The sequence below is a fragment of the Novosphingobium kaempferiae genome, assembly GCF_021227995.1.
GTDB classification, from domain to species: Bacteria; Pseudomonadota; Alphaproteobacteria; order Sphingomonadales; family Sphingomonadaceae; genus Novosphingobium; species Novosphingobium kaempferiae.
Map to the genome: position 1 here is coordinate 175,347 of NZ_CP089301.1, position 22,512 is coordinate 197,858.

Below are 22,512 nucleotides of genomic sequence, written 5' to 3' on the forward strand. Positions count from 1 at the left end.
AAAGGCAGGGAGTTGCATCGCGAACCTTTATCGGGTCCGCGATGCGCGTTAGCAAGGTGCCGGGGACAAGGTGTCAGCGGATCAGGCGACGGTCCACGTCTGCCCCTTGCCCAGCAGCTTGCCGAGATCGGCGCTCTTGCCGGAGATCAGGCTCGCCCGCTCGGCGACGACGGCGCTCTCGAACGTCGGCGCGGGATCATCGTAGATCACGCCCAGTGCCATCGGGAACGGGCCGAAGGGCATCTCCACCAGCATGTGCGCGAGGCCCCGGTTGCGGACATTGTGGACCGCCACGCCCGCCGCCGTCCAGTCCCCGTCCGCCACATCGACGACCTTGAGCGACAGCGTCTCAAGATCGAGCGCCAAGCCTTTGGTACTCTTGGCAAAAAGCAGCGGATCGCCATGCTGGCAGACGATCTGCATGTCCGCCGCCACGGCCTTGGCGGTGAAGTCGTCGAAGCGGTCCTTGTTGTAGACGATGCAGTTCTGGAAGATCTCCAGGAACGCCGCCCCCTTGTGGAGATAGGCCGCTTTCAGCACTTCGGGCAGATCCTTCGACACGTCATACCCGCGCGCCACGAACCGCGCCCCTGCCCCCAGCGCGAAGGCGCAGGGGCTCGCGGGCCGATCCACCGAGCCGATGGGCGAAGTCGGCGATGGCGTACCGACGCGGCTGGTGGGTGAGTACTGCCCCTTGGTCAGCCCGTAGATCTCGTTGTTGAACAGCAGGATCTGGCAGTCGAGATTGCGGCGCAGGACGTGCATCGTGTGGTTGCCGCCGATCGACATGCCGTCCCCGTCGCCGGTGACTATCCACACGTCGAGTTCCGGGTTCGCCAGCTTGATCCCCGTCGCCACCGCAGGCGCACGGCCGTGGATGGTGTGGAAGCCATAGCTTTCCACATAGTACGGGAACCGGCTGGAGCAGCCGATGCCGGAGACGAAGACGGTGTTCTTCGGATCCGCGCCCAGCATCGGCAGCGTGCGCTGCACCGCCTTCAGGATCGCATAGTCGCCGCAACCGGGACACCAGCGCACTTCCTGGTCGGTCTCCCAGTCCTTGAGCGTGGTCTGGATCGGGGTCATGTCGTTCATGATCGGCCTTTCTCGCTCAGGGCTGTTCGATTTCAGGGGCGGGAAGCTGGGCTTCGTTGACCGGAACCTCGCCGCCTTCGTTATCCGGGATGACATCAAAGAAGGTGCCGATGGCGGCCTCGATCTCGGCGATGGCGAAGGGCTGGCCGCTGGTCTTGCTGAGCGGCACCGCGTCGATCAGGAACTGGTCGCGCAGCAGGGTCTTGAACTGGCCGGTGTTCATCTCCGGCACCAACACGCTGCCGAACCCGCCGAGCAGTTCGCCGAGGTTTTCCGGCAGCGGCCAGATATGCCGGACGTGGATGTGGCTGACGTCGAGCCCCCTGCGCCGCGCCCGCCGCACCGCCTGATGGATCGGCCCGAAAGTGGAGCCCCAGCCCACCACCGCCAGCTTCGCCTTCGCATCGCCGATCGCCACCTCCTGCGGCGGGACCGACTTTGCGATCCCCTCCACCTTGGCCTTGCGCGCATCGGTCTGGGCCTGATGGACGTCTGGGGCATAGTCGATGTTGCCGGTGTCGATGGCCTTCTCGATCCCGCCGATGCGATGCATGAGCCCCGCCGTCCCCGGCCTGATCCACGGCCTGACGCCGCGCGCGTCCCGCTTGAAGGGCAGCACCTTGTCCTCCGGCCCGTTGGGTTCGCTCAGGAACGCCACGGGGAACGGCTCGAACGCCGCCGGATCGGGCACCTTCCACGGCTCGGAGGCATTGCCGATGTAGCCGTCGGTCAGCAGGATCACCGGGGTCATGAACCGCGTGGCGATGCGGCAGGCCTCTATAGCACATTCGAAGGCGTCAGCCGGCGAGCGCGCCGCGATCACCGGCAACGGGGCATCGCCGTTGCGACCATAGACCGCCTGATAGAGATCGGACTGCTCGGTCTTGGTCGGAAGGCCGGTGGAAGGCCCGCCGCGCTGCGAATTGACGATGACCAGCGGCAGCTCGGTCATGATCGCCAGCCCCATCGCCTCCCCTTTCAGGGCGATGCCGGGGCCGGACGAGGACGTGACGCCCAGCTGCCCGGCATAAGACGCCCCGATTGCGGCGCAGATCGCGGCGATCTCGTCCTCCGCCTGGAAGGTGGTGACGCCGAACTCCTTCATCTTGACGAGATTGTGGAGCACGGCGGAGGCGGGTGTGATCGGATAGCCGCCGAAGAACATCGGCAACCCCGCAAGCTGCGCCCCCGCGACAAGGCCGAGCGAGACCGCCTCCGCCCCCGTCACCGTGCGGTAGAGGCCGGGCTCGGAAGGCACCGGGTCGATGTGCAGCTTCCTCAGCGGACCGGCCAGTTCCGCCGTCTCGCCATAGGCATGGCCCGCATTGAGCGCGGCGATATTCGCCTCGGCCAGCACCGGGTTCTTCGCGAACTTGGCGTTGAGCCAGTCGACCAGCGGCTGCCGGTCGCGGTCGAACATCCAGAGCGCCAGACCCAGCGTCCACATGTTCTTGCAGCGCAGCGCCTCCTTGTTGCCGAGGCCGAAGGGCTTCACCGCTTCCAGCGTCAGCGCCGAGATGTCGAAGGCCAGCACATCCCACTTCGCGAGGCTGCCGTCCTCCAGCGGGTCCTCCGCGTACTTCGCCTTTTCGAGGTTGCGCTTGTTGAACTCCCCGGTGTCGGCGATCACCAGCCCGCCCGGCTTGAGCGCGGCGACGTTCACTTTCAGCGCCGCAGGGTTCATCGCCACCAGCACGTCCGGCGCGTCGCCCGCCGTCGTGATCTCCTGCGAGCCGAAGTTGATCTGGAACGCGGAGACGCCGAACAGCGTGCCCTGCGGCGCGCGGATCTCTGCCGGAAAGTCTGGGAAGGTCGCCAGATCGTTGCCCGCCAGCGCAGTGGAAAGCGTGAACTGCCCGCCGGTCAGCTGCATCCCGTCACCCGAGTCGCCTGCGAAGCGGACGACGACCGCTTCGGGCGTGTCGCTGGATGCTCTGGTATCGTGCCCGTACCCGTCCTCTGCGGCCAGTGTCGCCATGCTCGATCCTCTCGCGCCGGTCCGCGCCGGTTTTCTTGTGACGAGGCTGCGGACTCAGGTTCCCATTTACAAATTAGTTTTCCCTTGGGCGAACAAACATTGCATTTATCGCCATGGGCATGAGTGTGAACCTCAACTGCGGACAGTCAATACCGGCTAGCCAAGCGCGCGCCCTTCGGCCATCTTGCCATCATGGCCGACGCACGGGTGCATTTCCTGCCGAATCGCGTAGAGAGCCGCTCCCATTCATTCCGGATTTGCCTATTTCCATGACTGACTTCTCGTCCCTGCCGTATCGCCCCTGCGTGGGAGTCATGCTCGTCAACGCTGACGGCAAGGTCTTCGTGGGCAAGCGTATCGACACCAAGGAAGGCGATTTCTGGCAGATGCCGCAAGGCGGCGTCGATGATGGCGAAGACCTCAAGGAAGCCGCGCTCCGCGAGCTTTGGGAAGAAACCGGCGTCTCTCGCGATCACGCCACGCTGCTGTCCCAGACGCGCGAGGAACTGCTCTACGACCTTCCGGCCGAGCTGATGGGCAAGCTGTGGAAGGGCAAGTATCGCGGCCAGCGCCAGCACTGGTTCCTCGCCCGGTTCGAGGGCAAGGACGCCGACATCGACCTCAATGCGCACCAGCCGGCCGAGTTCAACGACTGGAAGTGGATCGACGCCGAACTGCTGCCCGACCTGATCGTGCCGTTCAAGAAGCGCGTCTATCGGGCCGTGGTAGAAGAGTTCAAGGCGCTGATCTGAATTCGCGCTTGGCGTCGTCCCGGCGAAGGCGGGGACCGTGGGCTGTCTTTAGGCGCGCCCTGCGCGTGGGGGCTTCGACAGGCTCAGCCTGAGCGGGTTTCTATCACATAATCATTGCGAGCGCAGCGAAGCAATCCACGGTTGGCATACGCCGCTGGATTGCTTCGCTACGCTCGCAATGACGAAGGTGTGTGTGTGCCGCTCACCCTGAGCTTATCGAAGCCCCCGCTGAGAACACCCGCCTAAAGACAGCTCACGGTCCCGGATCAAGTCCGGGACGACGAGGCCTCAGTTTTCCGAAACCGCCGTCTTGGGCGTCACCGCATCTGCTGTGACCATGCGCGGAGCAGGCCCCTTGGCGATGGCCGTGGCCAGCGTGCGCGTCTCTGCGCAATCCTTGCCGCACAGGGTCTGGAGACGCGCGAGGTTGCGGTTGGCCTTCTCGGTCGCGCCCTTCTCCGCCAGCGCCATGCCTTCGCCCGCAAGAGCGACGACATTGCGCGGATCGCTGGCGAGCGTGACGCGGTAGTAGTGCAGCGCCTTGCCCTGCATGCCCTGGCGGCGCGTGGCGTCGGCCAGCGAGAGCAGCACCTCGACGCTGCCCGGCTCCACCGTCAGCGCCGATTCATAGGCGTCGATCGCACCGTTGAGATTGCCCGCCGCGGCGGCGGCATGGCCTTCGGTCAGCAGCGCGGACGCGCGCGGGTCGAGCTGCGCGGGCGGTTGCGACAGGAGGACGCTGGAGGACGTGGCGGCTAGCAGGGAAAGAGCGATAGCAACGGGCGTATAACGCATCAGCAGGTCCTTGGCCGAGGTCTTCGTCCTCATCATGCCGGTGACGCTATCACAGCCGAATGAAGCGCGCGACGAAAAAGCCGTCGGTTTCGTCATGGGACGGAGACAATCTGAGCCCGCTTCCGCGAACGGTCCCGGCGGGCAGCACGGGCAGCTCGGCGCGCCAGCCGGGGTGGCGGGCGAGGAAGGCCGTCGCCTGATCCGCCCCTTCGGCGTCGAGCAGCGAGCAGGTCACGAAGACCAGCCGCCCGCCCGACTTCACCAGCGTCGCCGCCACGTCGAGCAGGCGGGACTGGATCGCCGCGTAGCGATCGAGCTGCTTGTCGGTCAGCCGCCAGCGCGCTTCCGGGTTGCGCCGCCATGTCCCGGTCCCGGAGCACGGCGCATCGACGAGCACGGCGTCGGCGTTGCCGACGAAGCGGTCGAGCGCCTGCATCTCGCGATTGGCGTCGAGCAGCACTGTCTCGATATTGCTCGCCCCAGCCCGCTCGGCCCGCGGCGCAAGGCGCGAAAGGCGCGCCCGGTCGGCATCGCAGGCGATCAGCGCGCCCTCGTTCTGCATCGCCGCGGCGAGCGCGAGCGTCTTGCCCCCTGCTCCGGCGCACAGGTCGATCACCGTCTCGCCGGGCCGCGCCGCGACGACCTCACAGGTAAGCTGCGAGCCCGCGTCCTGCACTTCGATCATGCCCTGAAGATAGGCTTCGGACTGCTCGATCTTGGTCTCGGGCGGATAGCGCCAGCCGTTCACAGGCGCGACCTTCACCGCGCCCTCGGGCAAATCCAGACGTCCGGCCTTGAGCGTATTGACGCGGATGTCGAGCGGGGCGCGGTCGAGCAGCGCCTCAGGGCTGTCGACGCCGCTGGCGGCGAACCGCGCCATCAGCCATGCAGGCGCGACGCCGCCGGAAGCGACGGGCTCGACCGGGTCGATGGGTGCAGGTGCATGGCGCGAACCGTCGAACAGCGCGGCAAGCTGCGCATCGTCCGCCGCCACCCGCAGCATCGCGGCGCGGCCGTTGGCGGGGATCTCACCGCAGGCGCGGATGGCACGGTAGGCGAGTTCGCGCACCGCGCGCCGGTCTCCGCTGCCCGCCCAGCGGCGCGCGCGGAACCATTCGGAGATCAGCCGGTCGGCGGGCGCCCCGTTGGAGCGCGCCGCCTCGATCACGAGGTCGAGCACCTCGATCGCGGTCTGGACGCGGGCGGCAGGGGTCACGGTTTTAGGCCCTGCGGCCCTCTCAGCGCGTCGGGTAGTTCGGCGCCTCGCGCGTGATGGTCACGTCGTGGACGTGGCTCTCGCGCAGGCCTGCGTTGGTGATGCGGATGAACTTGGAGTTCTTGCGCAGCGCCTCGATGGTCGGCGATCCGGTGTAACCCATGGCCGCCTTGATGCCGCCGACGAGCTGGTGGATGACGTCCTTCGCCGGGCCCTTGTAGGCCACCTGACCCTCGATGCCCTCGGGCACGAGCTTCATCTGGTCCTTGATGTCGCCCTGGAAGTAGCGGTCCGCCGAGCCGCGGCCCATCGCGCCGACCGAGCCCATGCCGCGGTACGACTTGTAGGCGCGGCCCTGGTACAGGAACGTCTCGCCCGGCGCTTCCTCGGTGCCCGCGAGCATCGAGCCGACCATGATGGTCGAAGCGCCCGCGGCCAGCGCCTTGGCGGCGTCGCCCGAAGTGCGCAGGCCGCCGTCGGCGATGACCGGCACGCCCGCCTTGTCGGCTTCTTCGGCGGCTTCCATCACGGCGGTGAGCTGCGGCACGCCGACGCCCGCGACGATGCGCGTGGTGCAGATCGAGCCGGGACCGATGCCGACCTTCACGCAGTCCGCGCCCGCGTCGATCAGCGCCTTGGCGGCTTCGGCGGTGGCGATGTTGCCTGCGATGACCTGCGCCGAGTTCGACAGCTTCTTCACGCGCTCGACCGCCAGCGCCACGTCCTTGTTGTGGCCGTGCGCGGTATCGATGACGACGACGTCGCATTCGGCCGCCAGCAGCGCCTCGGTGCGGGCGAAGCCCTTGTCGCCCACGGTGGTGGCGGCGGCGACGCGCAGGCGGCCTGCCTCGTCCTTGGTGGCTTCGGGGAAGAGGACGGCCTTCTCGATGTCCTTGACGGTGATGAGGCCGACGCAGTGGAAGCCCTCGTCGACCACCAGCAGCTTCTCGATGCGGCGGGCGTGGAGCAGGCGGCGCGCCTCGTCCTGGCCGACGCCGACCTTCACGGTCGCGAGGTTCTCGTGCGTCATCAGTTCACGCACGGGCTGCGCGGCGTTGTCGGCGAAGCGGACGTCGCGGTTGGTCAGGATGCCGACCAGCTTGCCCGAAGCCTCGACCACCGGGATGCCGCTGATGCGGTTGGCGGTCATGATCGCCTGCGCCTCGCCCAGTGATGCATCGGGGCTGATCGTGATCGGGTTGACGACCATGCCGCTCTCGAAGCGCTTCACCTGACGGACCGCCGCGACCTGCTCCTCGATCGAGAGGTTGCGGTGCAGCACGCCGATGCCGCCCATCTGCGCCATGACGATGGCCATGTCGGCCTCGGTCACGGTGTCCATGGCGGACGAGATGACGGGGATGTTGAGCCCGATCGTGCGGGTCAGCATGGAGCGCGTATCGGCCTGGGTGGGCACGATGTCGGACTTGGCGGGACGCAGGAGTACGTCGTCGAAAGTAAGTCCGAGCTGGATATCCATATGCGCCACCAATTGTCTTCGAGGGGGAGAATCGTGGCGGCTCATGTAATCAAAGGGGGGGCAAAGGGCTAGGGGTTGAATCCCATGTTTTTCGCGGGTGCCGCATGAAGGTGTTGCGCCATCTCGCCGGGGGCTTCGACAGGCTCAGCCTGAGCGGGAGCATCCAAGGTTCGTCATTGCGAGCGTAGCGAAGCAATCCAATGGAGTTCGCGCGGCGCTGGATTGCTTCGCTACGCTCGCAATGACGATGAAGGTAAGGTTTTGTCCCAAATCCGCTCAGGCTGAGCCTGTCGAAGCCCCCCGCCCGATAGCGCGTGCCTAAAGACAGCCCACGGTCCCGGCCTTCGCCGGGATGATGCTCTATTTCGCCGGAACCCTCGGCGCGCCGACGGGCACCTTGCGCGTATCGGCGAACCAGCGGCCCAGCGCGGTCAGCATCTTCACGTCGTCGGTCGCCCCGCCGAGCTGGAGCGGGTGAGAGAGGTCGTCGCTCGGGCGGTGGTAGTCGCCGTCGAAGAAGGCGCGCATGCGGTTGATGTCGCCGTAGGAGGTCGTCACCATGACGGCGGGAATGTCATGCTGGAGCAGCGCCCAGCCGTCCTGCCGCTTGACGTATTCGTTGGCTTCGTCGTTGTCGCGCAGCTTGAAGCCCTCGGCCTTCGCCACTTTGGCGATGTCCTTGTCGAGCCCGGTCATGCCGCGCCCGACGATGGCGAAGGGGGTCTTCCTCGGCGCGATGGCGATCGAATCGATGTTGAACGCGGCGATGAAATTCTCCAGCGGCACCGGCGGCTGGTCGGCGAAGGCGTGCGCGCCCAGCAGGCCGAGTTCCTCCGCCGTGGTCGCGAGGAAGTAGACGTCGCGGTCCATCTGCGGATTGCGGGCAAGGCGTCGCGCCACTTCGGTCAGCGCGGCGACGCCGCTGGCGTTATCGATCGCGCCGTTGCAGATGATGTCTTCCGCAGGGGCCTCGCCGCATTCTCCAAAATGGTCCCAATGGGCGACGAAGAGCACCGCCCCGGCCCGCCTGTTCCGCCCCGGAATCTTGCCGATCAGGTTGTGCGTGCGAATCGTCGTTTCGTTCGTGCTCGCTTCGAGCGAGGCGGTCACGTCGAGGACGATAGGGGCGAAATCGTCCTTGGCCGCTGCCTCTTCCAGAGCATCGAGCGTGTGCGAGGTACCCTTGAGCAGCGTGTCCATGGTGGCACGGCCCACGAAGGCTTCGAGATCGCCACCCAGCGTCTCGTCGGACAGCGCGTATCCGGAACGCCGACGCCGCGCCTCGACTTCGGCAATGGTGCGCTCCCCGTCGAGCACCGTCAGCACCGCCGATGCGCCCATCGCCAGCAGGTCGTTCTGCCGCGCGCTGTCGGGCGTGTTGCCATCGAGCAGGACCGCGATGCGGCCCGCCAGTTCGTTGCGCGTGAAGTCCTGGCTGCGCGCGCGGCCCACGAACAGCAGCGGCGCATTGCGCACCAGCGCGCGCTTGCCCGAGGTGAAGACCAGCACGTCCTTGGGCGTGATCACCGCGCGGTAGCCCTTGCGCGCGAACACCGCCTTGCCGCCTTCAGGCTCGTGCGCGATCACCGAGACGGGGGCGAACCACTCGTTGCCGGGATCGTTGGTGCCAGAGACGAGCCCGATATCGAACCACTGCTTCGCGAGGTAGCGCAGCGTCTTCGCCTCGCCGTCGGTGCCGGGCTCACGCCCGTCGAAGTCGTCGCTGGCGAGAATCTGGATATGCGTGCGCAGGCGATTCTCGATCTCCTGATCGGCACGGCTGACGCTGGCGGCGGGGACGGAAGTGGGTCTCAGCGCGACGCCGAGCACGGCAACGCCCAAGGCCAGCGGCGCGAAAAACGCAGCCGCTTTCCAAGCACTTGTCCCTGCTGCCCACTTGCCCGAATTCATTGCGGCCCACCTATACGACACAAATTCGACGGTGGTTGGAATTTTTCGTCCGCCCCCGTGCAGACGCAGCATTTTTCTCACCGCAAGTGCAACATGGCGTAGCGATGCAACACCCGGAAGCCCTCACGGAACAGGGGGTAGGTTTGGGAATTGATCTCCACGCGACGACGTGTCTTACCGGCATTGGACAACAGGGACAGAACGACCATGCGGCTCGACGATTTCGACCCCGACAACATCCGCGTCAACGAAGGTGGCCGGGGCGGCGGCCTGCCCTTCGGTGGTGGCGGCAAGCTCGGCTGCGGCACGCTCGTCATCGTGCTGATCGGCGCGCTCGTCTTTGGCGTCGATCCGGGGCAGATGCTCGGCACGATCGAGGGGGTGCAGCAACAGCAGGCCCCTGCCCCCGCGCAGCAGGCGGGCGGCGGGCAGCGCAGCACGTCGGAGATCTGCCGCTCGAACGCCTATTCGCTGGAGGCCTGCAACGCGCTGTCCTCGCTCAACAGGACGTGGGAGCCGCTGTTCCGGCAGGCCAACGTGCCGTTCGAGCAGCCCACCCTCACCTTCTACACCGGCGGCACCCAGAGCGGCTGCGGCGCGGCGCAGAGCGCGATGGGTCCGTTCTACTGCCCCGCCGACCAGGGCATCTACATCGACGTCAGCTTCTACGACCAACTGGAGAAGCAACTCGGCGCCAAGGGCGACTTCGCGCGGTACTACGTGATCGCCCATGAGTACGGGCACCATGTCCAGTACCTCACCGGGACGGCGCGTCAGGTGCGGCAGGCGCAGCAGCAGAACCCCCGGCAGGAGAACGCGCTGCAGGTACGCATGGAGCTTCAGGCCGACTGCTACGCGGGCGTCTGGGCGGGCAAGCACCGCGACCTCATCGAGCCGGGCGACATGGAGGAAGGCCTGACCGCCGCCAGCGCCATCGGCGACGACACGCTGATGAAGAACGCCGGGCAGGCAGTCTCGCCCGAAAGCTTCACCCACGGCTCCAGCGCCGAGCGGATGCGCTGGCTCAAGCGCGGCCTCGATACCGGGAACGAGGATGCCTGTGACACGTTCAAGTCCATAGAGTGACGGTGTATTCGCGGACCCGAACGGGCGTCCGCAACGCCGGGGACAGGAGAACAGGGACATGCGCCGCAAGCTGGTGGGTGCGTTCGTCATGATGGGTCTGGTTGCGACCCCCGTCATGGCGCGCCAGGAAGACAAACCGATAACCTCGCGCGATCCGGACGCCATGGACGTGGCGAAGACGCCGGTGAACGACCTCAACGTCGGGCGCGACGGCGAAATCCCGCCGCTGCTGATACAGGCCACGGCGGAACCCTATCGCATCAAGGGCCTTGCCAAGTGCCGCCAGCTTTCCGCCGCGATCAAGGATCTCGACGAAGTGCTCGGCCCCGACATCGACCTCCCCGCCGAAGAGCGCGACCGCATCAACGCGGGCCGCGTCGGCAAATGGGTGGTTGCATCCTTCATTCCTTTCCGCGGGCTGATCCGCGAAGTCTCGGGCGCCAACGCGCAGGACCGCAAGGTCAATGCTGCGATCCAGGCAGGCCTGACGCGGCGCGGCTTCCTCAAGGGCGTCGGCCAGGCGAAGGGCTGCGCCTATCCAGCCGCCCCGGCTCCGGCCCATGTCGTGCAGGCGAAGCTGAACGAAATGGAAGCCATCGAAAAGGAAAAGGCCGACAAGAAGAAGGCCAAGGCGGAAGCGAAGGCCGATAAGAGCGATAAGGGTCTTGCCTTCAAGTCGGAACCCGACGCGCGCCAGCCCGTGCCGAAGCACTGACGAAAGCGGAAACATCGACCCGGTCGCCTCGTTGCTTCTGAAGCACTCGCCCTGTGAGTGCGATGACTAGTCGAGGTGCCCGGATGGTTTCGCTACGTTTCGCTCTGCCCATGCTCGGTGCCGTCTCGGTGCTGTTCAGTGCATGCAGCGGAAACCCACCGTCAGAGGCCGATTCTAGCGAAGCGATAGCGCCTGGAGCAGAGGCGAGTTCGCCCGAAACCGGCGGAATTGCGCCACAATCGGTATCGAAAATGGCCGCCGCGCCCGCCGGTCCGATCTCCTGCGCGGCCGATATCGGCGAGGCGGCGGCGAGCAAGCTAGCGGAACAATGCCGAGCCGTCTCCCCCGCCACGCGGCCACCGTGCAACGTCGCCAATTCCTGCGCAATGATCCGCAACGAGGTGGCGAGAGGCTGCGCGATTCTCGGAGAAGATGCTGCAAAAACAGAAGGTTGCAGCCTCGATCCGGTCAGTCGGGAAGCCGCCGCCGACATGGTGATGCGCTACTACAGCGCCATCAATGCCCGGGACTACGCCTCGGCCTACGCCCTGTGGGGCCCGGACGGTGGCACCAGCGGCAAGACTTTGACCGCTTTTTCAGAAGGTTACGCGAAAACCCGCCGCACCCATGTCGACATCGGCAAGGTTTCGGACGTCGAAGGCGGGGCCGGTTCGATCTACGTGACGGTGCCGGTCACGGTCGATGCCGAACTCGACGACGGCCGCCGCCAGCGCTTCACCGGCAGCTACGCCCTGCGCCAGATCAACCGCGGCATGGGCATCTCGCAAGGCTGGCACATCGAGAACGCGAAGCTCCGCCCGGCCTGACCATGCGAAAAGGGCGGCGATCTCAGGCCGCCGCCCTTCCCTTTGCCTGAAAAACCTCAGTTTTCCTGGGCCTCGCGCCGGGCATCGGCGATCTCGCCATCAAGATCGGCCAGGATCTCCGCGCGGATCTTCGCACTCAGCGCCGTATTGGAAGCGATCGAGGCCCGCGCCGTATTGAGCGCCTGCAAGGCCGCAGTCCTTGCCGCCTTGGGCTCTCCCGTGCAGATCACCGTGCGCGTCGTGGCGCCGTTCGCCTCGGTCCGCGTTTCCCGGTGCGGGCTGTCGGCAGGGCAATCCTTGTCGAGCACCATCGTGCGGTCGGACCGGACATTGCCGTCCTTGCTGACGATGCGGATCGTGTGGAAGCGGCCATCGGCGGAGACTTTCTCCTCGACCTTCGGTGCCCTCGCCATGGCCTCTGCCGCCATCTTCTGCGCTTCCGCAGCACGGCGCTGCGCGTCGGCACTCATGCGCCAGGCGTCGGCCTGATCGCGCACCCGGACATTCTGGTAGGTCACGGTCCGGGCATTGACGCGGACGGGCCTCGGAGCCGGAGCGGGCATCGGTGCCGCCGAAGCGAAGGGTGCGGGAGGTGCCGGGGGAGCCGGAGGTGCAGGCGGCGCCGGCGGCACGATAGCGTCCGCCATGTCCACTTCGGGCGGCAAAGGCTGCTCCGGAACATCGGGTACATCCGGCATTTCGCCGTCGGCGAATGCTTCCGGAGCAGCCGGAGGTGCCGGGGGCTGCGGCGCGAGCGGCACCATTGGAGCCTTGGTGTGAATGCGCGCGGGGGCGTAAGTGCCGTCGGCAGGTTCGCCGTCGCCTCCGTCCATCGCCGCATAGCTGACCGTCGCGGTCGCGGGCACGGCGACGATGGCCAGCGCGAAGAGGCTACGGGCAAGCACGCGCCGGGCGGGGGTCACGTCGGCCGCACCCAGCGCCTTGAGCCGCTGGATGATCGGCTTCTCGCCCGAGAGCGGCCCTGCCATCGGCGCGGCAAGGCCGAGCCGGGTGCCGCCCGCCATCGAGGCGATCAGGCGGCCATAGCGGGCACGCTCGGCGCGACTGCGTCCGGCCATCACGCGAGCGTCGCAGAACGCTTCCTGATCGGCCCGCACGGCACGCCATCCGGCCCAGCCGATGGGATTGAACCAGTGCAGCGCGAACAGCGGCTGCATCGCGATCAGCGCCAGCAGGTCGCTGCCCGCATGGTGCTCCATCTCGTGCGCGATGGCGAAGTCCGAGGTTTCGGAATCGGCTTCGGCAAGGAACCCGCTCGGCAGGGCGACGACCTTGTCGAACACCCCGAAGGCGAGCGGCGCGCTGATCGCGGGCGTTTCGACGATGCGCACGGTATCCGAATGGGCGACGACGCGGGCGCCATCGAGCAGATCGCGACGCATCCAGCGGTACGTCACGGTGCGCCAGATGAGGAACAGCGCCGCACCGCCCAGCCATATGGCGAGCGCCACCGTCATCCACGGCACTTGCGCGAGCAGGCTCGGCTCGACCGGGGCGGCGTTGACGACCTCAGCCGCAGGAAGCGCTGCAAGAGCATCGACCGCTGGCGCCGCTGCCGGAGCGATCACCGTCTCGACCGGCGCTGCGCTTTGAACGGCGGCAGCGGAGGCAGTGGCTTGCTCCACCCCGAACTGGAGGCTCGGCAGCGCCATGAAGCGCGGCAAGGCCAGCGGTGGCAGCACCAGCCGGATCATCGGCAGAGCCCAGAGCGCATAAGCGGCGCCCGGGCCGAACCAGCGCGCGACGGGACGGCGGACGAGCAGCACCAGCGCCATCAGCGCGCCGGTGGCCAGCAGCGTATCGGTAAGCCACTCGATCATGACTTGAGCTCCTTGAGAAGGGCTTCGATCTCGGCAATGTCATCGTCGGTCAGTTGCTCGCTCTGCGCAAGATGCGCGAAGAGCGGCCCCGCGCGCCCACCGAACAGGCGGTCCACCAGGCGGCGGCTTTCGGCGCCGACGTAGTCGGTACGCTCGATGCGGGGGGAGTAGAGGAAGCGCTTGCCGTCGGGCTCGGTCTCCACCGCCTGCTTGACCACGAGGCGCGACAGCAGCGTCTTGACCGTGGCAAGGCTCCAGCCTCGCGGGCCGCAGACTTCCTCGCACACTTCCTGCGCGGTGAGCGGGCTGCGCTGCCACAGCGCCTCCATCACCGCATGCTCGGCCTCGGAAATCCTCTCAGGCTGTTCGGCAGAATCCGACACCCATGCCTCCATTGTTTACACACGTAATCGACTACGTCTGTAAACATGAATGCCGGGTGAATGTCCAGTCAGGATTTACGGAGCGCCTGCGCCAGAATAATCAGGAAAACCGCGCGCACCGTCAGGCTGATCGCGACGATGATCGCGAGAAACGCGAGCCCCGTCAGCGGCCCGGAAAACAGCAGCACTAGCCCCAGCACCACATCGAGTACGCCGAGGAGCAGGCGCCAGCCCTTGTCGTGCCGGGCCCTGAGCGCGAAGGCGATCTGGAAGCCGCCCGAGACCAGCAGCCACAGGCCGATCGCCATGACCAGCGACAGCGCGCCCGCCACCGGGTCGGCAATGGCGAATATACCCGCCAGCAGCGCCAACGTACCGAGCAGGATCTCGACCCATCGCGCCCGGCTCGACAGCGAGGTCCACCCCGCAGCGATGGCGGCCACGCCATAGACCACCAGCATGATGCCCAGAAGCAGCCCGGTCGCCACGCCTGCCACCAGCGGATTGAGCAGCACGATCAGCGCGGCGACGAGCAGCAGCACGCCGTAGCCCATGACCCAGCCCCAGGTGCTGCCCGGCGCGCGCGCCATCTCGCGAACGAGCGGATCGCGCTCCACCTTGGGTTCGAGGATCGGGTCGATGTGGGTGCGGTCCATGCTGGAGGTTCCTTTCACCTCCAGCAATGCGTGGCGACCTGACCAGTTCCTCCGGGAACTTGCTCGGAGAGGAACAGAAAAAGGGCGGCGCAGCCTTGCCGCTGCGCCGCCCTCCTCTCGTTTTCAGCTTGCGCCGATGTCAGATCAGTACACGCGGGCCTTGGGCTTGATGTACTCGACGTCGTCGGTGAGCGTGTATTCGTGGACCGGGCGATAGTCGATGCGGACTTCGCCGCCCTTGCCGCCCCAGCCGTTGAACCAAGTCGCGGTGTGCTTCATCCAGTTCACGTCGTCGCGGTTCGGGAAGTCCTCGTGCGCGTGGGCGCCGCGGCTTTCCTTGCGGTTCTGCGCGCCATGCAGGGTCACGGTCGCCTGCGAGATCAGGTTGTCCAGTTCCAGCGTTTCCACCAGATCGGAGTTCCAGATCAGACCACGGTCGGTGACCTTGATGTCGTTCATGCGCTCGTAGGTCTTGGCGAGCTTTTCCTTGCCTTCGACCATCAGTTCGTCGGTGCGGAACACCGCCGCGTGGAGCGACATGGTGCGCTGCATCTCGGTGCGGATTTCCGCCGTCGAGGAAGAACCGTTGGCATTGCGGAAGTGGTCGAGGCGGGTGAGCGCCAGATCGGCCGAATCCTTGGGCAGTTCGCCCTGCGTGCCGTTCGGCTTGATGTTTTCCTTGAGGTACAGGCCCGTGGCGCGGCCGAACACGACGAGGTCGATCAGCGAGTTCGAACCGAGGCGGTTGGCGCCGTGGACCGAGACGCAAGCGGCCTCACCCACTGCGAACAGGCCGGGAACCACGGTTTCGGGATCGCCGTCCGCACCGATGGTCATCACCTGACCATGGTAGTTACACGGGATGCCGCCCATGTTGTAGTGGACGGTCGGGACGACCGGCAGCGGCTGGCGGGTAAGGTCCACGCCTGCGAAGATCTTGCCGCTCTCGGTGATGCCCGGCAGACGCTCGCCCAGCACCTTGGGATCGATGTGATCGAGGTGCAGGTAGATGTGGTCCTTGTGCGGACCGACACCGCGGCCTTCGCGGATTTCCATCGCCATCGAGCGCGAGACGACGTCACGGCTGGCGAGATCCTTGGCCGAGGGAGCGTAACGCTCCATGAAGCGCTCGCCCTCGGAGTTGGTCAGGTAGCCGCCCTCGCCGCGAGCGCCCTCGGTGATGAGCACGCCTGCACCGTAGATGCCAGTCGGGTGGAACTGGACGAACTCCATGTCCTGCAGGGGCAGGCCCGCGCGCAGCACCATGCCGCCGCCGTCGCCGGTGCAGGTGTGGGCCGAAGTCGCGGTGAAGTACGAACGGCCATAGCCGCCCGTCGCGAGCACGACGGCCTGCGCGCGGAAGCGGTGGATCGTGCCGTCATCCATGCACAGCGCGATCACGCCGACGCACTTGCCGCCGTCCATGATGAGGTCGATCGCGAAGTATTCGATGAAGAAGTCCGCGTCGTACTTCAGCGACTGCTGGTACAGCGCGTGAAGCATGGCGTGGCCGGTGCGGTCGGCAGCGGCGCAGGTGCGCTGGACCGGCGGGCCTTCGCCCATGTTCTGCATGTGGCCGCCGAACGGGCGCTGGTAGATCGTGCCGTCGGGGTTGCGGCTGAAGGGCACGCCGGCGTGCTCCAGTTCGTAGACCGCAGCCGGAGCCTCGCGCACCATGTACTCGATGGCGTCCTGGTCGCCCAGCCAGTCCGACCCCTTGACGGTGTCGTACATGTGCCAGGTCCAGTGGTCCGGCGTGTTGTTCTTGAGCGAGGCGGCGATGCCGCCCTGCGCCGCAACGGTGTGCGAGCGGGTGGGGAACACCTTGGTGATGCACGCGGTCTTCAGGCCGGCTTCGGCCGAGCCCATCGTGGCGCGCAGGCCCGAGCCGCCGGCGCCGACGACGACGGTGTCGTAGGTGTGGTCTATGATCTTGTAAGCAGGCGCGGACATTATGCGTGTGCTCCCAGCGCGATGCGGACGATGCAGAACACGCCGAACGCGATCCCGCCGCAAGCGGCAAGGTTCAGCGCGGCGATGGCGGCGAACTTGTTGGCGTGATCGTGCAGGTAGTCCTCGACCAGCACCTGCAGGCCGAGGCGCGCGTGCCAGAAGGTCGTCACGACCAGCAGGATCATGGCCACGGCCGGGACCGGCTTGGCGATCCACTCGACCATGGTGCCGTAGGTATAGTCCGGCAGCAGGACCAGCGAGACGATCAGGAAGAGCACCGACAGCAGGTTGCCGATGGCGGTGAAGCGCTGCAGCAGCCAGTGATGGACGCCGCCCTTTGCCGAGCCGAGGCCGCGAACGCGGCCGATGGAGGTTCCGTTACCCATTGTTCGTACCCTCTCAGCGAAGCAGCAGGAGCGCCCAGAAGGCGACGGTGAGGATCACCCCGATGACCGGGCACAGGATCGACCACAGGCGGTTGGCGTTCAGCTCGAAACCGGCGCCCACGTCGAGGAAGAAGTGGCGGATGCCGCTCGCCATGTGGCTGAAGAACGCCCACGAGATGCCCACGAGCACCAGATAGCCGATCGGCGTCGTCATCGCCCACGCGAAGGTCGCATAGGAAGCCGGGCCTCCTGCGAGCGCACCGAGCCACCACAGCAGCACGGCGAGGCCGGCGAAAGCCATGCCGTCGCCCGTGACGCGATGCAGGATCGACACGAACATGTGCGGGCCCCACTTCCAGATCTGGAGGTGCGGCGAGAGCGGACGGTTCTTGGTCCCGGCGTTTGCCATGGCGCTTACGAATCCCCTTGCCTGCGGCAGTGTCATGAACTGCCCTATTGCAAGCCCCCTTAGACAAATCGAGGCGGGGCGCAAGCTTGTCGCACCGCAACATCGCAGGGTGGCTGGCCTATCTCACAGGTGCGCCTTAAAGCATTCGCCCATGAGTCGCACCTCCCTGGCAATCGCGCTGGCCTCGCTCACGGCCCTGACCTCCATGATCGCACTGCCCATCGGCGCGCAGGCAGCGACTGCCGAGACCCTGTCTCCTGCTGCGCTGGCGAAGGCCTGCGAGGGCAAGGACGAGTGGGCCGACCCGGCGCCGCCCGCCCGCCTCTTCGGCAATACCTGGTACGTGGGAACCTGCGGAATTTCGGCGATCCTCATCACCGGGGACAAGGGCCACGTCCTTGTCGATGCGGGCGTCACCAAGGCCGCTCCGCTGGTCCTCGCAAACATAAAGCGTGCGGGTTTCAACCCGAAGGACGTGCGCTGGATCGTCGCCTCGCACGAGCATTTCGACCACGTCGGCGCGCTTGCCGCATTGCAGAAGGCGACGGGTGCAAAAGTTGCAGCCCTCCCGGCGCAAAAAGCGGCGCTCGAAACCGGCAAGCCTGCCTCCGACGATCCGCAGTTTGCCGGGCTGGACCCGATCGCGCCGGTCCGGGTCGACCGCGTATTGAAGGACGGCGACAGCGTCGTCGTCGGCAAGGTCGTCCTCACCGCCCATGCCACGCCGGTCCACGCGCCGGGTTCGACGAGCTGGACATGGCAGTCCTGCACCGCCGGGTTCGACTGCAAGATGATCGCCTATGCGGACAGTTCCTCGACGATCTCGTCGGACGGCTATCGCTTCACCGACCATCCCGACCGCGTGGCGGCGATCCGCAAGGGGCTGCCCGCAATGGCCGCCCTGCCCTGCGACATCCTCATAACCCCGCACCCGAGCCAGAGCGCGCTGATGGAGCGCCTCGCCGGGACCAAGCCGCTGGTCGATGCCAATGCCTGCCGGGCCTACGTCGCCGCTGCAGAAGGACGGCTTGCCGACCGTCTCGCGAAGGAGAGCGGCAAGTGAGCTGGAAAGTCACCGTCTTCGCTCCGCGCCCCGTCATCGAAGGCGCGCTCGTCGCGCATGAGGATGCGTGGGACTGGGACCACGATATCGTCCTGTCCGGGCGCGAGATCGCCGAGGACCAGCCCGAGGACTGGACCCTCGAAGCCTGGCTCGACCGCAAGCCGACCAAGGCCGACAAGGCCGCGATCACTGCGCTGTTCGAGGGCACCAAGCCCAAGCTGATCGTCGAGGAACTGCCCGAGACCGACTGGCTCGTCGTCAGCCAGGAAGGCCTCGAGCCGATCCGCGCCGGACGCTTCTACGTCCACACGCCCGAGCATCCGGGCGTGGACGAACCCGGCGTGTTCGACTTCGCGATCCCTGCCAGCCAGGCTTTCGGCACCGGCCATCACGCGACAACGGCAGGTTGCCTCGCGATGCTCACGCACATGAAGGCGCAGGGCCTCGTCGTCCGCAACTGCGCCGATATCGGCACCGGCACCGGCCTGCTCGCCTTCGCGGCGCTCTCGCTCTGGCCGCGCACGCTGGCGACAGCGAGCGACATCGACGCGGTATGCGTCAACGTGGTGGAGGACAATGCCGAGGCGAACGGCGTGACCATGGGCGCCCGGCGTGGCGAACTCGTCATGACGGTGGCGGACGGCATGAACCATCCGGTGCTGGAAGCGCGCGGCCCCTACGACCTCATCCTCGCCAACATCCTTGCCGGGCCGCTGGTCCATCTTGCGCCCGATTTCGGCAAGGCGCTGGTCCCTGGCGGGCACTTGCTGTTGGCGGGACTGCTCGAGACGCAGGAGGCCGCCGTGCGCGCCGCCTGCCGCAAGGCCGGGCTGCGGCTCGCCGCGCGCATGGTGAACGGCGACTGGTCGATCCTGTGGATGCGCCAACGGCGGGGCTGAGCCCCGCTCAGGACAGGTAGAGGTCCAGCCCCTGCACCACGCGGCTGCGGCGAAGCATGGCCGACTGCGCATCGCGTGAGATCGGGCGGTCGAACGCGAAGCCGACACGGTCCTTCACGACCCAGCGCACCGTTCCCAGCACCGGTGGATAGCCGTCGAGCGCGAAGCTGAACCGCTGCCCGCGTGACAGGTTTTCCCGTTCCACCACGAACTGACACCCGTCCGAAGAGACGTGCTGCGCCACAGCGGATGCATATGCGGAATGCCGGCGCCGGCTGGGCACAGTTACCTCGTTCGTCTGAGTGGCTTGGCTCATACCGAAAGGTAATTAACGCTGGTAAATGCAGCGTAAATAAATTCGCCACAATTCCGAAGAATTTTTACACAGTTATCGCAATGACTTACGCATAATATCGTAAATATCCATTAACCATTCGTGCTGTGGGCAATTTAACGAATACCCGTGAGAATACGTAGCTGACAGGGGGTTGGCAGCCAGCATCACGAGGCCAACCAATGGAAGACGTTAAAACAGACCGCCCCGCGGTCATCACCGGCCCGCTCGGCGAGCCGATGAGCATCGACAGCCTGCCGCCGCCCAGCACCTCCCGTTGGGTAGTACGCAGGAAGGCCGAGGTGGTTGCAGCAGTCAACGGCGGACTGCTGACGATCGCCGAAGCCTGCGAACGCTACGACCTCACGCTTGAGGAGCTTGCCTCATGGCAGCGCTCGATCGAACGCGAGGGCATGGCGGGACTGCGCGCCACGCGCGTCCAGCACTACCGCCAGGTGCACGAGCGCCGCGGACGTTTCAGCTGAGCCATTTTCGTCCTGAAAATGCGCATACGGCCATAAGATAGAGCATTCGCGCCGCGGCAACCCCCTGCCCGCGGCGCGGAAGCCTCGTCATCAGGTCACCCGGCCGCCTTCACGATGTCCGCCCATGCGGCTTCGTCGATCACCTCGATCCCGAGTTCGGCGGCCTTCTTCAGCTTCGACCCCGCACCCGGCCCCGCCACGACGAGATCCGTCTTGGGCGAGACCGAACCCGCCGCCTTGGCGCCCAGCCGTTCGGCCTGCGCCTTGGCCTCGTCGCGGCTCATCGTCTCCAGCTTGCCGGTGAACACCACGGTCTTGCCCGAGACCGGGCTTTCCTTCGTCTCGACCACATAGGGCGGCGGCGACACTTCGCTAAGCAGGTCGTCCCACACCGCGCGGTTGTGCTCTTCATGGAAGAAGTCGCCCAGCGCCTCGACCACCACCGGACCGACGCCGTCGATCGAGATGAGTTCCGCGTAGGCGTCGCTGGCAGCCTTCACTTCCTCCTCGCCCTGCTTGACCTGCGCCTGCTCGGCCAGTGCGCGCAGTTCGGGCAAGGTCGTGAAGCGCTTCATTAGATCGCGCGCCGTGACCGCGCCGACGTGGCGGATGCCGAGGCCGAACAGCAGCCGCGCCGCATCCGGCTGGCGCTTGCTTTCCACAGCTGCCAACAGGTTGTCCACAGACTTGTCCTTCCACCCTTCGAGGGCGAGGATGTCCTCGCGCCGCTTGCGCAGGCGGAAGATGTCGGCCGGGCTTTCCAGCCAGCCCTTGGCGAAGAACTCGTCGATCGTCTTCTCGCCCAGCCCCTCGATGTCGAGCGCGGCGCGGCTGACGAAGTGCTTGAGCCGCTCGGTCCGCTGTGCCGGGCAGATCAGGCCGCCGGTGCAGCGCACGTCCACCTCGCCCTCCGCCGCGACCGCCTCGGAGCCGCATTCGGGGCAGTGATCGGGGAAAGCGTAGGCCTCGCGATCCTCCTCGCGGCTGAGGTTGTCCACGACCTGCGGGATGACGTCGCCCGCACGCTGGAGCACCACTCGGTCACCCGGACGGACGCCGAGGCGCGCGATCTCGTCGCGGTTGTGCAGCGTGACGTTGGTGACGGTCACGCCGCCCACCAGCACCGGCTTGAGCCGGCCCACGGGGGTCAGCTTGCCGGTGCGCCCGACCTGGATGTCGATCGATTCGAGCGTCGTTTCCGCGCGCTCCGCCGGGAACTTGTGCGCCATGCCCCAGCGCGGCGCCTTGGCCACGAAGCCCAGCCTCTGCTGCCAGTCGAGCCGGTCCACCTTGTAGACCACCCCGTCGATCTCGAACGGCAGCGCCGCGCGTCCGTCGCGGATCGCGCGATAGGCGGCGAGCATCTCGTCGAGCGAGTGGCACTGGCGGAACTGGCGCGAAACCGGCAGCCCCCAGCCCTCGATACGGCGGATGACCTCGTGCTGGGTCTCACCCGGCACGTGGCTCGCCGCGCCCCAGCCGTGGGCCCAGAAGCGCAGCGGGCGTTTGGCGGTAACGCTTGCGTCCTTCTGGCGCAGCGACCCGGCGGCAGCGTTGCGCGGGTTGGCGAACTGGCGGACCTTGCTGTCGTCGAATGCCTCGCCTTTCGCCTCGGCGGCGGCACGGGCCTCGTCCATCAGCTGCGTGTTGAGCGCGAGGAACGCGGCCTTTTCCATGTAGACTTCGCCGCGGACCTCGAAGACTTCGGGAATGCCCTCGCCCTTCAGTTCCTGCACGATGTCGGCGATGTGGGCGACGTTGGCGGTGACGTCCTCGCCCACCTGCCCGTCGCCGCGCGTCGCCGCACGCACCAGCCTGCCGTTCTCATAGCGCAGCGAACAGGACAGGCCGTCGATCTTGTCCTCAGCCGTCACCACCAGCGGCTCGTCCGCCGGGAGCGAAAGGAAACGGCGCACGCGCGCGAGGAATTCGGCCACTTCCTCGTCGGTGAAGGCATTGTCGAGGCTCATCATGCGAACCTCGTGCGCCACCTTGCCGAGCGGCGAGGCGGCGACTTCGTGGCCCACCTTGTTCGAAGGGCTGTCCGGCCGGATCAGATGCGGAAAAGCTTCCTCGAGCGCGGCATTGCGGCGCACCAGCGCGTCATACTCGGCATCGGAAATCTCGGGCGCGTCCTCGGCATGGTAGAGCCGGTTGGCGCGGTTGATCTGCCGCGCAAGGCGCATGAGTTCGTTGGCGGCTTCGGCTTCCGAGGGAAGAGTGCTGGGGGAATCGGCGGTCATGGGCC

General features: G+C 66.7%; 21 protein-coding genes. 7 read left to right on the plus strand and 14 right to left on the minus strand.

Annotated elements, in window-relative coordinates:
* Positions 1-81: 81 nt before the first annotated feature.
* Together LO787_RS00880 and LO787_RS00885 are read right to left on the minus strand one after the other, a co-directional pair.
* Positions 82-1,095 carry a 2-oxoacid:ferredoxin oxidoreductase subunit beta gene (locus LO787_RS00880; protein ID WP_232494010.1) on the minus strand — a complete coding sequence of 338 codons (1,014 nt, stop codon included), beginning with the start codon at positions 1,093-1,095 and terminating at the stop codon, positions 82-84.
* Positions 1,096-1,111: 16 nt separating this feature from the next.
* The gene (locus LO787_RS00885; RefSeq protein WP_232494011.1) at positions 1,112-3,073 is read right to left on the minus strand and encodes a 2-oxoacid:acceptor oxidoreductase subunit alpha; all 1,962 of its coding nucleotides are present in this window, start codon (positions 3,071-3,073) and stop codon (positions 1,112-1,114) included.
* A 269-nt stretch (positions 3,074-3,342) separates the two neighbouring features.
* Between LO787_RS00885 and LO787_RS00890 the strand changes: the two genes are divergently transcribed.
* The gene (locus tag LO787_RS00890) at positions 3,343-3,825 is read left to right on the plus strand and encodes an RNA pyrophosphohydrolase (RefSeq protein ID WP_232494012.1); all 483 of its coding nucleotides are present in this window, start codon (positions 3,343-3,345) and stop codon (positions 3,823-3,825) included.
* Positions 3,826-4,113: 288 nt separating this feature from the next.
* On the opposite strand, the gene LO787_RS00895 is transcribed toward LO787_RS00890, so the two are convergent.
* The 4 genes from LO787_RS00895 to LO787_RS00910 form a co-directional block, all read right to left on the minus strand.
* Positions 4,114-4,656 carry a tetratricopeptide repeat protein gene (locus LO787_RS00895; protein ID WP_232494013.1) on the minus strand — a complete coding sequence of 181 codons (543 nt, stop codon included), beginning with the start codon at positions 4,654-4,656 and terminating at the stop codon, positions 4,114-4,116.
* A gap of 13 nt (positions 4,657-4,669) precedes the next feature.
* Positions 4,670-5,836 (minus strand): RsmB/NOP family class I SAM-dependent RNA methyltransferase, encoded by a 1,167-nt coding sequence (locus LO787_RS00900; protein ID WP_232494014.1) that lies wholly within the window; start codon positions 5,834-5,836, stop codon positions 4,670-4,672.
* Between the two features lie 22 nt (positions 5,837-5,858).
* Complete coding sequence (gene guaB, locus LO787_RS00905; RefSeq protein ID WP_232494015.1) at positions 5,859-7,316, minus strand: IMP dehydrogenase; 1,458 nt, start codon at positions 7,314-7,316, stop codon at positions 5,859-5,861.
* Positions 7,317-7,676: 360 nt separating this feature from the next.
* Positions 7,677-9,227, minus strand: a complete 1,551-nt coding sequence (locus tag LO787_RS00910; protein WP_232494016.1) for a M28 family peptidase — start codon at positions 9,225-9,227, stop codon at positions 7,677-7,679.
* A gap of 207 nt (positions 9,228-9,434) precedes the next feature.
* Between LO787_RS00910 and ypfJ the strand changes: the two genes are divergently transcribed.
* The 3 genes from ypfJ to LO787_RS00925 all read left to right on the plus strand — a co-directional run bounded on the left by ypfJ (position 9,435) and on the right by LO787_RS00925 (position 11,855).
* Positions 9,435-10,313 carry a KPN_02809 family neutral zinc metallopeptidase gene (gene ypfJ, locus LO787_RS00915; RefSeq protein ID WP_232494017.1) on the plus strand — a complete coding sequence of 293 codons (879 nt, stop codon included), beginning with the start codon at positions 9,435-9,437 and terminating at the stop codon, positions 10,311-10,313.
* Positions 10,314-10,371: 58 nt separating this feature from the next.
* The gene (locus tag LO787_RS00920; RefSeq protein ID WP_232494018.1) at positions 10,372-11,028 is read left to right on the plus strand and encodes a hypothetical protein; all 657 of its coding nucleotides are present in this window, start codon (positions 10,372-10,374) and stop codon (positions 11,026-11,028) included.
* A gap of 110 nt (positions 11,029-11,138) precedes the next feature.
* Positions 11,139-11,855 carry a hypothetical protein gene (locus LO787_RS00925; RefSeq protein ID WP_232494019.1) on the plus strand — a complete coding sequence of 239 codons (717 nt, stop codon included), beginning with the start codon at positions 11,139-11,141 and terminating at the stop codon, positions 11,853-11,855.
* Positions 11,856-11,911: 56 nt separating this feature from the next.
* Here LO787_RS00925 and LO787_RS26135 read toward each other — a convergent pair whose 3' ends face one another.
* The 6 genes from LO787_RS26135 to sdhC form a co-directional block, all read right to left on the minus strand.
* Positions 11,912-13,696 (minus strand): M56 family metallopeptidase, encoded by a 1,785-nt coding sequence (locus LO787_RS26135; RefSeq protein WP_276574171.1) that lies wholly within the window; start codon positions 13,694-13,696, stop codon positions 11,912-11,914.
* Positions 13,693-14,091 (minus strand): BlaI/MecI/CopY family transcriptional regulator, encoded by a 399-nt coding sequence (locus LO787_RS00935; protein ID WP_232494020.1) that lies wholly within the window; start codon positions 14,089-14,091, stop codon positions 13,693-13,695. Before LO787_RS00935 ends, LO787_RS26135 begins: the two co-directional genes overlap by 4 nt.
* A gap of 56 nt (positions 14,092-14,147) precedes the next feature.
* On the minus strand, positions 14,148-14,735 hold the full coding sequence (locus LO787_RS00940) for an HdeD family acid-resistance protein (RefSeq protein ID WP_232494021.1): 588 nt from the start codon (positions 14,733-14,735) through the stop codon (positions 14,148-14,150).
* Between the two features lie 144 nt (positions 14,736-14,879).
* Entirely contained in the window at positions 14,880-16,688 is a 1,809-nt protein-coding gene (sdhA, locus tag LO787_RS00945; RefSeq protein WP_232494022.1) for a succinate dehydrogenase flavoprotein subunit, read from the minus strand.
* Positions 16,688-17,074 carry a succinate dehydrogenase, hydrophobic membrane anchor protein gene (sdhD, locus tag LO787_RS00950; protein WP_232494023.1) on the minus strand — a complete coding sequence of 129 codons (387 nt, stop codon included), beginning with the start codon at positions 17,072-17,074 and terminating at the stop codon, positions 16,688-16,690. The genes sdhA and sdhD overlap by 1 nt, the downstream gene beginning before the upstream one ends.
* Before the next feature lie 13 nt (positions 17,075-17,087).
* Positions 17,088-17,483, minus strand: coding sequence for a succinate dehydrogenase, cytochrome b556 subunit (sdhC, locus tag LO787_RS00955; RefSeq protein ID WP_232494024.1), 396 nt, complete (start codon positions 17,481-17,483; stop codon positions 17,088-17,090).
* A 151-nt stretch (positions 17,484-17,634) separates the two neighbouring features.
* On the opposite strand from sdhC, the gene bla reads away from it, so the two are divergent.
* A complete protein-coding gene (bla, locus tag LO787_RS00960) occupies positions 17,635-18,546 on the plus strand; it encodes a subclass B3 metallo-beta-lactamase (RefSeq protein ID WP_232494025.1) in 912 nt (303 codons plus the stop codon).
* On the plus strand, positions 18,543-19,445 hold the full coding sequence (locus tag LO787_RS00965) for a 50S ribosomal protein L11 methyltransferase (protein ID WP_232494026.1): 903 nt from the start codon (positions 18,543-18,545) through the stop codon (positions 19,443-19,445). The genes bla and LO787_RS00965 overlap by 4 nt, the downstream gene beginning before the upstream one ends.
* 7 nt (positions 19,446-19,452) lie before the next feature.
* Here LO787_RS00965 and LO787_RS00970 read toward each other — a convergent pair whose 3' ends face one another.
* Entirely contained in the window at positions 19,453-19,689 is a 237-nt protein-coding gene (locus tag LO787_RS00970; protein WP_232494027.1) for a PilZ domain-containing protein, read from the minus strand.
* Positions 19,690-19,961: 272 nt separating this feature from the next.
* Here LO787_RS00970 and sciP point away from each other — a divergent pair, with 272 nt between their 5' ends.
* The gene (gene sciP, locus LO787_RS00975) at positions 19,962-20,264 is read left to right on the plus strand and encodes a CtrA inhibitor SciP (protein WP_232494028.1); all 303 of its coding nucleotides are present in this window, start codon (positions 19,962-19,964) and stop codon (positions 20,262-20,264) included.
* Between the two features lie 95 nt (positions 20,265-20,359).
* Here the strand turns inward: sciP and ligA are convergent, their stop codons facing one another.
* On the minus strand, positions 20,360-22,507 hold the full coding sequence (gene ligA, locus LO787_RS00980) for an NAD-dependent DNA ligase LigA (RefSeq protein ID WP_232494029.1): 2,148 nt from the start codon (positions 22,505-22,507) through the stop codon (positions 20,360-20,362).
* Positions 22,508-22,512: the final 5 nt, after the last annotated feature.

What these genes read in the sequence shown, in the direction of transcription:
- sdhD (WP_232494023.1), bottom strand. Translation starts at nt 17,074, where the DNA reads ATGGGTAACGGAACCTCCATCGGCCGCGTTCGCGGCCTCGGCTCGGCA.
- LO787_RS00925 (WP_232494019.1), top strand. Translation starts at nt 11,139, where the DNA reads ATGCTCGGTGCCGTCTCGGTGCTGTTCAGTGCATGCAGCGGAAACCCA.
- sciP (WP_232494028.1), top strand. Translation starts at nt 19,962, where the DNA reads ATGGAAGACGTTAAAACAGACCGCCCCGCGGTCATCACCGGCCCGCTC.
- LO787_RS00895 (WP_232494013.1), bottom strand. Translation starts at nt 4,656, where the DNA reads ATGATGAGGACGAAGACCTCGGCCAAGGACCTGCTGATGCGTTATACG.
- LO787_RS00935 (WP_232494020.1), bottom strand. Translation starts at nt 14,091, where the DNA reads ATGGAGGCATGGGTGTCGGATTCTGCCGAACAGCCTGAGAGGATTTCC.
- LO787_RS00880 (WP_232494010.1), bottom strand. Translation starts at nt 1,095, where the DNA reads ATGAACGACATGACCCCGATCCAGACCACGCTCAAGGACTGGGAGACC.
- LO787_RS00940 (WP_232494021.1), bottom strand. Translation starts at nt 14,735, where the DNA reads ATGGACCGCACCCACATCGACCCGATCCTCGAACCCAAGGTGGAGCGC.
- LO787_RS26135 (WP_276574171.1), bottom strand. Translation starts at nt 13,696, where the DNA reads ATGATCGAGTGGCTTACCGATACGCTGCTGGCCACCGGCGCGCTGATG.
- bla (WP_232494025.1), top strand. Translation starts at nt 17,635, where the DNA reads ATGAGTCGCACCTCCCTGGCAATCGCGCTGGCCTCGCTCACGGCCCTG.
- ligA (WP_232494029.1), bottom strand. Translation starts at nt 22,507, where the DNA reads ATGACCGCCGATTCCCCCAGCACTCTTCCCTCGGAAGCCGAAGCCGCC.
- sdhA (WP_232494022.1), bottom strand. Translation starts at nt 16,688, where the DNA reads ATGTCCGCGCCTGCTTACAAGATCATAGACCACACCTACGACACCGTC.
- LO787_RS00890 (WP_232494012.1), top strand. Translation starts at nt 3,343, where the DNA reads ATGACTGACTTCTCGTCCCTGCCGTATCGCCCCTGCGTGGGAGTCATG.
- LO787_RS00910 (WP_232494016.1), bottom strand. Translation starts at nt 9,227, where the DNA reads ATGAATTCGGGCAAGTGGGCAGCAGGGACAAGTGCTTGGAAAGCGGCT.
- ypfJ (WP_232494017.1), top strand. Translation starts at nt 9,435, where the DNA reads ATGCGGCTCGACGATTTCGACCCCGACAACATCCGCGTCAACGAAGGT.
- sdhC (WP_232494024.1), bottom strand. Translation starts at nt 17,483, where the DNA reads ATGGCAAACGCCGGGACCAAGAACCGTCCGCTCTCGCCGCACCTCCAG.
- guaB (WP_232494015.1), bottom strand. Translation starts at nt 7,316, where the DNA reads ATGGATATCCAGCTCGGACTTACTTTCGACGACGTACTCCTGCGTCCC.
- LO787_RS00920 (WP_232494018.1), top strand. Translation starts at nt 10,372, where the DNA reads ATGCGCCGCAAGCTGGTGGGTGCGTTCGTCATGATGGGTCTGGTTGCG.
- LO787_RS00885 (WP_232494011.1), bottom strand. Translation starts at nt 3,073, where the DNA reads ATGGCGACACTGGCCGCAGAGGACGGGTACGGGCACGATACCAGAGCA.